Genomic DNA, 9,178 nt, shown 5'->3' on the forward strand with positions numbered 1-9,178 from the left:
AGGAATAGCCATAATCTCTTCAAACACACCAAATTTAAATTCAGTAACCCCATCTAAAGTGGATAACCTCGTAGGGGCTGTGCCTTGTGCCTGCCCCGTGACACCAGACGCCATCCATCAGAATTCCATTCTGAAATATCGTTGCTTGCTGTCGGTTTGTCTGGGATTACGATAAAAATTAGTAGGAACGCATCGACATGCACCCCTATCAGGAAACCTTTCATTTGCTGGCATCTCGACAGACATACACCAATGCATCTAATGCAGAATTTTGATCATTTGCCGGTATCCTGAAGGGCACACTGAGATGCGCCCCTGCGGAGAAAATTGCTATGTTATAAATTCGGCGTTGCTGATCCTCAAGAGGATTTAATCTGAGAAATACTGGCTCAGGTCAATCCTGTCAGATCGATTCATCCCCTAAATCAGCAACAGCATAAATTTTTATATCCTCAATTCTTATATACCTCCTGCCATATTTTTGCAGAATCAAAAAGAATTGCTATGAATTTATGGTAAAGCTGTTAAAGGTTAATGGAGACTTCTTTAAAGCAAGGACTTTATTCTTGCTTTGAATTGTTTATTGGTTGTTTGAGGCCCTATTAATATGTTGATTCTTCAGACCTTATGCAGGTTCTATCTGCTATAAACAAAAATCTTAATGATGTAATACAAAATCCTAGCTAATAGCATTTGGTATCCCAAGGCAGGTACAAAACCTCCTCTACAGGATTATCTATGTTCCCAATGTTGGGAGTTCAATCCTGTGCGGAATGATAAATCATCAACAGCATCAATCAAAGCAAAAGCTGCCCTAAAAATACTCAGGCTGAAAATTTAGAAGAAGATAAACCCCGCTTTCTTGTAATGAGTCATTAGAGTCATCTTCATTTACCAGCGGGATGCCATAATCTAACCGCATAAACCACTCAGGAGATATCTGCCAGCGGAGTCCTAACCCGGTTGCCAATAAAAATGATGGGTCAGGATCAGCGATGCGATTATTCCAGCCGCCGCCACCCTCGATAAAGGGAGTTAACTGCAAATAGTTAGGATTGCCTGAAATGGGTACCCGTAACTCCAGGGAACCGGTTAAGGCATTGTCAGCTACCAGTTGGTTCTGAACATAGCCACGCACTGTGTTGATGCCGCCTAAGCTAAAGCGTTCGATGGGTAACAACGAATCTGGTGTGAGCTGACCGTTTACCCTAGCTAACATCAGCAACCGAGGCGATAGCTGCTCTACCCACTGAAACTGCCCCTGCCATGCAAAAAAGCGACCATCAGTGCCGCTATCGTTCACCGTGGCATCAAATAAATCTAGACCCAGACTAAACTGTGACCTGGCGGCAAATACTCGTTTATTGTCGCGTTTTACCCAATCTTGATAAAACCGTAGTACGCTCACCTGTGACTTGCCGTCTTCTGGCCCAATTGAAAATGAAAAGGGTACGTCGTCTAAAATAAAGCTTCGACTCCGCCGCCAGTCAAAATCTAACCCCAGGGCAAACTCTTCTTCTGGGCTTTGCCATAGGGGCTGACGTACGCCTAACAATACCGTTCTTGCATCGCTGCGAATGTCGATATCATCGAAGGGATCTTCAACAATGCGGCTGTCACTATTGTTAAATCGAGCTCTGACGGTACCGTTACTGGCATTAATCGGTACCTCATAGCTCACATCGTACAGGTCTAATCCTTCACTCAGGCTAAAGGAGCCTGAAAGTCGGTCGCCAAGGCCAAGAATGTTGGTGTAGTTGGCAGCGATTGTGCCCTGCTCTGAACCGATGCTGGGGGCACGATAGTTGTCGGCGGTAAAGGAAATTGCAAAGGGGTCAGCTTCTTGTATATCTAAAATCAACAGACTGAGGCCGGGTGAACTGCCTGAGGTAAGCTCGGCATTGACCTGATCAAGGAGAGGGTCTAGCTGTAGAAGCTGAAGACCGGATTCTAACTCGGATTGGTTAATCGGGGTTTCAGTAGCACGGGCGATCCGGCTACGAACATATCCTTCTCGCAATCGAGTTAATCCATTGACCTGAATATCTTCAATTTTCCCCTCAATCATTTGAATTGTGACGCTGCCATCGCTGAGGTCTTGATTATTAGGCAAAAATGCTCCTGAGGTGATGTAGCCAGCCTGTACATAAACTTGAGTAATGCGCGATCGCAACGTCAATAAATCTGTCAGGGTCAGCTGTTGATTGATATAACAATTTACCTGAGCGGCAATCTGGTCAGACAGTATCGTACTACCCAACACTTCGATATCGCTCACCAAAAATGCAGGTTCTTCCGTCGGAGTCAGAGGCGGACACACCGTTAAATCTGTACTATCAAACGGTTCCGTCGGAGCTAAATCTAACGGCACTTCGGAGGGCAGCGGTTCGGGCTCTAATGGCTCAGGCGGCGGTACCGTTGGCTCAACTGGAGAGGGCAAATCGCCAGAAGGAGGAAGCGACTGTGCCATCGCCGCTGTAGTACAACCCACTAATGCTAAACACGTCGTTATTGGCAAAATAAAACGTGCTAATGCATGCTGCAGCCAGTGCACTGGAGAGGCAGAGGTCATAGGGGGCACACAGATTTCTTGTATTCAAAGAATACATAGTTTTAGGCCTATACACTAGAGTAAGCCAGCATTGGTTGATAAAGCTTTATATCCGTCCCAGCACTTGGCATCGCTGGTTATTGCGCAGTACTACTAAGCTGGAGCAAACGATGCGACCGACTTCGCACGTCACAATTGGGCAAAATCGATAGTTTTGGAACTGGGGATTTGCTGTCAGAATGTTAGAGTTTTCTAGGAAAATCGCTTTGGGTGCTAAAAACTAACGGAGAATCTGTAGCACGTTGGTGAGCGATCTAGATAGCAAACACTGCCTCAATTTCGATCGATACCTCCGGTGAAAACAAACTCTTCACCTGTACCAAAGAACTAGCAGGTAAATGCTCGCCATAATGACGAAACAACACCTGTCGTAATCCATCAATCCCTTCTAGCTCAGTCACAAAAATTGTCACCTTCAACAACGATGCCAAACTCGTATTCTCAACCTCGGCCAACTTTCCCAACTGAGAGAAAATAAACTCCGCCTGCTGCTCAATGGACTGTCCCTGAGCGGGTGAGCCAAATGCCGTTATCCCAGACACATAAAGCGTCCCATTATGCTTTACTGCATGGGAATAAGGTCCTACAACCGGACCTAAATGGTCATAGTTTTTCCGTTCAATTGCCATCTAACTTATCCCAAAATCAGTTTTAATCAAATCGCAAACCACATACGAGCCCTGCGTGCAGGTACTTCAAATGTAAATGAAGACTCCGTAATTTCAATCGGCGGGTCCTCTGTCAGACTATCTTGATAAGGATGAAACCACTTAAACTTAAACTGCGTATCTACGGTAATCTTTCGAGGCTCTTCACATTTGTTGATAGCAACAATACCTTCTTCCTCGCGTCGCCATAGGAGGGTGCAGTCATCGGCGTGTAGTACCTCCATGCTGATGCCTTGCATACGATTGTGGAACGTGATCATGCGGACCATGCGATCGCGATTCCAAACCCCTTGCCAACGCCCCCCATCCGTCTGCCCAAATGGGGGAGCAGCCGTCGTCCCATCATCAAACACCATGGGCGTTCCACCATCCCGTCCCATAATGTAGGCGTAGGCCAGATCTTCATCTACAGGGTCTAATATCAAATAACGAAACGGATCGTTATAGGGAATATCGTGGGTGGTCACCACAGTCACAGCTCGGCTATTTTCTAGAGCATTACCGGTATCATAGGGCTGTGCAATCTCCGATAGGGGCCTGCTAACGCTAAAGGCTTGTTTGATCGCATTCAACAACGGAAAATCATAGGCTGCAAAGCTAGCCGGTAATTCTCTCAAATAGGGCTCCAGAAACAAATTATATTCATGGTCTCCCACCCCCCCTGTGGTAATGATCTCTGCAAAAATTTGAGTATTATTGGCAATCTCATCGGGGATAAAATATCGAATCGCTGCGTTGGGCATATGTTTGGCAGCATCTACCCGAAACCCACGTACACCCAGATCATAAAGTGTTTGAACATAGTGTTTCCGTTGCTCCAACACCCAGTTATCTCCCGATACGGTATCTCTTAAATCGGGTAAACCGGGATCATCTCCTGCACCACAAATACGTCCCTTAACGACCTCATCGCGGTTGCCATAGTTGCGAATGCATTTGGGCGCATGAAAATCTTGGGAGTTAAACAAACCACCGTCTAAGTCGCCGTATAGTCGCTGTCTTTCCCAATAGTCAGGATCTTCAGCGTACTCATCTAATACATCCATCCCAGGAAAGGTGGTCGACCCATTGCGCTCATTCGCCATATGATTCACCACCACATCGGCGTAGGTGAGCACCCCCACTTTCGATAAGGCATTAATCATGGCAACAAAACTCTCTTTATCCCCATCACAGTTACTGATCACCCTAAAATCTTGGGGTTGATAGCGCTGATACCATCGACATTCCTGTGTGATCGGTGATTTGAGAGGGGGCGTGACCAATACAGCCCCATAGCCTGCAGCTGCGATCGCTGGGGCTCGTTCCGTCACAGTAGCATAGCTCCAATCAAACGCATGCAGGATGACATTAGCCTGGGCTGGCTGGTTGGCCGATAACAAGACGGTTACTGCCACCGTGACGGCAGTCAGACAAAAGGTAGCCAATTTTCGAAACATGGCGACATGAGTTAGCAACGATAATCAGAACAATGCTATAGCACCGCTACTTTTACGTTTGACATGGTGAATAAACTCTTCAAATTCAAGGGTTTCTACCAGGTTCCCGAGTAGCGGATGGTACATTATCTAGGACCGCGCATCCTTTCTGAGGATGGGCAAGTTTATTTACGTCCTTGTGGTTCTGGAATGGCTGGATAACCAAGGTCGTTTTTCAGGGTGGCTGATGAGTTTATGCATTAATCCCGATTGTCCCCGGCCTGATCACCCAGGCAATAGTGAGGTAAATAGCTGTCAAGCTTGTGGGACAACCCTCCTTTTACAAGGGCGCTATCGTGTCATGCGCTTGCTGAGCAGCCAAACCGGCTTTGGCATGGTCTACGAAGCCTACGAGCGGGACCTGCCTAAAATCCTAAAAATACTGCGGCTTGAGCATAACCAAACCTCGAAAATTGTGTCCATGTTTCAGCAGGAGGCCGCTACACTGATCCAGCTGAAACATCCGGGTGTGCCTTTTATGACTGAGGATGGCTACTTCACACTGACACCCACCACCATGACTGAACCGCTGCACTGTATCGTCATGGAAAAGATTGACGGTATCAACCTGACCCAGTGGATGATACAGCAGGGGAATCATCCCATCCGTGAACAGCAGGCGCTACAGTGGCTGACCCAGCTAGTGGAAATTCTGGAGCAGATTCACCAGAAAAATTACTTCCACCGAGACATCAAGCCTGACAATGTCATGATTCGTACAAGCGGTCAGCTGGCCTTGGTGGATTTTGGGGCCGCTCGGGAAATGACCCAAACTTACTTAAATCAGGTGAGCAAAGGTGGCCTCGTCACAGCCATTAGCTCGGCTGGGTATACGCCGCCCGAACAGGAACAGGGTCAGGCGGTACCCCAGTCTGACTTTTATGCTTTGGGTCGCACCCTGATTTATTTATTAACCGCCAAAGTACCGACAGATTCGGCCCTTTACGATCCCTTACACAATCGGTTTGAGTGGCGCTCCTATGCATCCCAAATCTCAGCTGGGTTAGCGGATTTACTCGATAGCATGATTGCTCCACGGGTGGTGGATCGCCCGACCACGGCCCAAGATATTCTGAGGCGGCTAGAGCCGTTGACTGCTTGGGGGGCTGCTCCACCAAACTCAGGCTCACCCGTGCTACCCGCCACCACGCTGCCTAACGGTGCACATCCCCCTAAAGAGGCGACAGCCTTGCAAATGGGCATTACCACGCCATCGTGGCAAACACTGCCGCAGACGATGCTGCCAGTGGAGCAAAAACGGCGATGGCCTTGGATCATTGTCGCTTTAATGGGGTTACTGGCAGTCGGTGGCAGTGCGATCGCACTCCGCCATTACCTAAAGCCTGAACCCATCCCAGTCCAGCTACCAGACCCTACACAGCTTCAGGTACAACTCCAGCGCACCCTATCCGCCCACACCGGTACCATCAACGACTTGCTCATGTTTGCCGATGGTCTACGGATGGTCAGTGCCAGTGCCGATAAGACTATCCGTCTGTGGGATTTAACCTCTGGACAAGTGCTGCAAACTTTCGGCGATCAAACGGGCTTCGTCAATACGGTACTGCTCAGCCCCGATGAAACTCAGCTTTATAGCGGTAATGCCGATGGCGCACTCCAGGTATGGACCATTGCCAGTGGCAACCCCCTTTGGCAAGAATCTGACGCCCACAGTGGTCCCATCAATATCATTGCCCGTACGCCCGATGGTCAGCTGCTGATCAGCGGTGGGGCCGATGGCATGATTCACCTTTGGCAGGCCAGCACGGGAAACTTGGTGCAATCGCTAACCACTGAGCAGGGCACCATCAATAGTCTTGTGGTGACATCGGACGGTCAATACATCATTAGCGGTGGTAGCGATCGCACCATTAAGCTTTGGCGCATTTCTACCAGTGAACTGGAGCGCACCCTGGAAGGGCATGAGAGTTTTATTAACGCCCTGGCCATTAGTCCCGATGGTCGATTTTTATTTAGTGCCAGTGCCGATGGCACCATCCGGCAATGGCAGATCAAAACTGGTGAACCCTTGCACATTTTGTCAGGCCACACCAGCTTTATTAACGATATGGTCTTTAGCCGAGATGGTCGAACTCTAAGTACGGGGAGCGCAGACAAAACCGTACGCATCTGGAATGTAGAGACTGGTGCAGCAGAACAAGTCTTAACTGGATTTAACATGCTGATCGATCATTTGGTGGTGTTGTCGTCCGACCAAATTATTACAGCTAGTCGAACAACCCCCGCTATCAAAGTTTGGCTCAGGAATAAATAGGCCCCCGCTTCTTTGGGGCTAAACCTCTGGGGTGCGCGATTCGGGCCATATGCAACGTCGAAGTGCCCATGATTTTGCACATTTATTCTGATAGTAGAAACAGCGTTGCGATGTCCCAAAGCATGCCGGTAAACTGACGCTGTGTTGGTGTAGTTATCTGTTTAGGTATAATTTTCTCAAAAGCGGAACGTTTGACAAAATCCCAAATGGGAGAATTAATGTGGTCTAGACAATAGTCTCTTAAGTAAATCCTTTTGTTTTCTATCAGTTGAGCTGTTTCTGAATCTGCCCTGTGTATTGTTTTATTTCGGGGGCGTATCTTTCTCACTAATCTGTAGTCTAGAGAATTTCTAATGATTTCATACCAACAATTTACAGTTGATTGTTGAATCTTCCATGTAGTCTCAAAAGGGATGTTACATAATTCGGGTGAGAGACTCAGGATTCGATAATGTAGGGGTTCTGTATATCGCTGTTTTGCCGGAATTGAGTAAGCGGCTTTTATAAAAGGCCGAGTACAGAGGGGAGCAAAGGAGATATGACCTGGGTGCAACGAGCAATTACTGCCGGCCCAGCGTCTAACGCGTTCATATGTATACAAAACGCAGGGGATATCGACTAATTTAAAGCCTTCTTCTAGTGATGTTTCGATAAAACACTTTAAATATTTAGCAGCAGTTTGTACTATTTCATCCTGTAGCAAATCGTGTCGCCGCCAAGTAAGCTTGGCATCGTTTAGATACCTGTAAACATAGTCAAAATTCTTTTGATGAAGGAAAAATTTTGCATTACTGTAATACGCTCTAGCAATCTCGCCACCGCCACCATTTAAGACAACTCCTAGCTGATTGTCCACTGCCTGGTCATTGGGGCGAAATTGTCTGATGGAAATTAAGCCATCTCTCTTGGTAATCCACCTTTGAGCACTTTCGAGCCAACTTTGAAGATTTTTCTCCTTTTTTTCCTGTATTACAGTCCATTTTAATTTGAACTGTTTAGCAATTTTGCTGGCGATTTCTACATCAATTGCCTCTGACGTAACTAGAGAAAAGAATTCTGCATCTATATTATTTTTAATAAGCAAAGAAGCCAGGAGTCGAGAATCACGACCTGCGGTTAAAGGGCAGTATACAGAAGCGCCAAAAGAATACGTTAGCGCTTTCATCATTTGCTCTAGATCGTGGGTAAGGCTTTGTATTTGTTGCTGTGATGTTAGGTGTGTTTGAGGTAGTTGGGAAAGCCGAGCACGCTGAAAATATTTGTGTTTTTGGGGTTCTATGTGACCTTTTTGCCATTGCCAATGTTGACCAGGAGGCAATACTTGAATGCCTTCTCTCAACGTGCGGTCACTAGACGCCCAGCCCCAGGTTAAATAAAGGCTGATCCCTAGTGAATCAAATTTACTGACTTGACCGATACGTTTTAGCAAGTAAACACTATTACTAATAAACCACTGATTTCCCTGTTTCAAGTAATAGACCTGATACATCCCTAAGGGATCATTGATAATCTCTAATGAACTTTCTAGGTTTTTGTGAATACGGGCAATGACAAACTGTCCTTCCAAAATATCTTTCAAGCTATGCCAGTGTTGGTTAAGTTCCTCAAGGTTGTAGACATTAAAATCACCCCTTGGATTGATCATACATCCGTCAAATAAAAGAATTTCCTGCTCAGTCTCCTTGACATAAACTTTTGGTTCAATCAGATGTCTAGATGTATGAATATTGGCTGTAAAAAGATAGTTATTCTGCTTAAATGACCAAAGGGTATTCGGATCAAGTTCAGGGAAGAATTCTTTTAGCTGTAGTAGCTCTGACAGTATTTTTGGTATTTGGTAATCTTGACAGTTTAATCCGATTAAGAAAATATTCATTGCTGGTGTCTGAATTAATAAGTTGGGTTTAAAAAATCAATAGATAGAGTCTTTAAGAGGATATTGAATGCTATGGAATTAACATCATTTACTGTTTGTTTGATGAACTAGCTAAAAAAGAGAAAAACTTAGCTTATGCGAGCAAAATTAGCTCTAAACGGCCACCAACTTAGGCCCAGAAACCTTGATTAGCCTAAGTTGGTGAAACAAGCTTGAACTCAGACTCCTTTCCTGAGGAAGATATTCTGCTTAAGTGGTATCCGTTAAATC

Annotated in this window: 5 protein-coding genes; 1 reads left to right on the plus strand and 4 read right to left on the minus strand. The window is 46.2% G+C overall.

From position 1 onward, the window contains the following. Nucleotides 1–814: 814 nt before the first annotated feature. From U2F10_RS35920 to U2F10_RS35930, 3 genes are all read right to left on the minus strand, one after another. Nucleotides 815–2,572, minus strand: a complete 1,758-nt coding sequence (locus tag U2F10_RS35920; protein ID WP_499874866.1) for a ShlB/FhaC/HecB family hemolysin secretion/activation protein — start codon at nucleotides 2,570–2,572, stop codon at nucleotides 815–817. A gap of 293 nt (nucleotides 2,573–2,865) precedes the next feature. After that, entirely contained in the window at nucleotides 2,866–3,240 is a 375-nt protein-coding gene (locus U2F10_RS35925) for a RidA family protein (protein ID WP_163664885.1), read from the minus strand. Between the two features lie 26 nt (nucleotides 3,241–3,266). Beyond that, nucleotides 3,267–4,718, minus strand: coding sequence for an alpha-amylase family protein (locus U2F10_RS35930; protein ID WP_499874867.1), 1,452 nt, complete (start codon nucleotides 4,716–4,718; stop codon nucleotides 3,267–3,269). 154 nt (nucleotides 4,719–4,872) lie between these two features. Here U2F10_RS35930 and U2F10_RS35935 point away from each other — a divergent pair, with 154 nt between their 5' ends. Further along, complete coding sequence (locus tag U2F10_RS35935) at nucleotides 4,873–7,032, plus strand: protein kinase domain-containing protein (protein ID WP_499874868.1); 2,160 nt, start codon at nucleotides 4,873–4,875, stop codon at nucleotides 7,030–7,032. Nucleotides 7,033–7,114: 82 nt separating this feature from the next. Here U2F10_RS35935 and U2F10_RS35940 read toward each other — a convergent pair whose 3' ends face one another. Further along, on the minus strand, nucleotides 7,115–8,908 hold the full coding sequence (locus tag U2F10_RS35940) for an asparagine synthetase B family protein (protein ID WP_499874869.1): 1,794 nt from the start codon (nucleotides 8,906–8,908) through the stop codon (nucleotides 7,115–7,117). Between the last annotated feature and the right edge of the window lie 270 nt (nucleotides 8,909–9,178).

Origin of the sequence: Leptothoe sp. EHU-05/26/07-4 (assembly GCF_043421015.1) — a bacterium.
GTDB lineage: Bacteria > Cyanobacteriota > Cyanobacteriia > Phormidesmidales > Phormidesmidaceae > Leptothoe > Leptothoe turfae.